Annotated in this window: 1 protein-coding gene; it reads right to left on the reverse strand. The window is 67.7% G+C overall.

Annotation, left to right across the window (positions count from 1 at the left end):
- Nucleotides 1-44: 44 nt before the first annotated feature.
- Entirely contained in the window at nucleotides 45-323 is a 279-nt protein-coding gene (locus G3I71_RS49225) for a DUF3099 domain-containing protein (protein WP_239149826.1), read from the reverse strand.
- Nucleotides 324-402: the final 79 nt, after the last annotated feature.

The following is a 402-nucleotide window of genomic DNA, read 5'->3' on the forward strand; positions in this document are numbered from 1 at the left end:
GTAGGCAGTATGTCACGCAGGACCCGGTCGGGTGCACCGGAACTTCAGGATTGATCTGAGCTTTTATTGAGGTTTTCGGGCCCCAGCGCGGGGCGCACGGGCGCCGGCACGAAGTGCGAGGGCAGGGAGGGCGTCGACTCCCGCCCCGCGTTGGCGATGACCACCGCGACGTACGGCAACAGGGCGCCCGCGACCAACGTCACGATCGCCACATGGCGCTCCACGTTCCACAGGACCACCGTCGCGATGACCGAAAGGGTCCTGATCGTCATCGAGATGACGTACCGGCGCTGTCGCCCCCGCACGTCCTCGGCGAGGCCCATCCGGGCCCCGGTGATCCGAAAGACCTCGGCCTCGTTCCGCTTCGTCAGCCGCACGTTCCACCACCGATCCACCCGCCGG

Origin of the sequence: Streptomyces sp. SID12501 (assembly GCF_010550245.1) — a bacterium.
Lineage (GTDB): Bacteria > Actinomycetota > Actinomycetes > Streptomycetales > Streptomycetaceae > Streptomyces.

What these genes read in the sequence shown, in the direction of transcription:
- G3I71_RS49225 (WP_239149826.1), bottom strand. Translation starts at nt 323, where the DNA reads ATGGGCCTCGCCGAGGACGTGCGGGGGCGACAGCGCCGGTACGTCATC.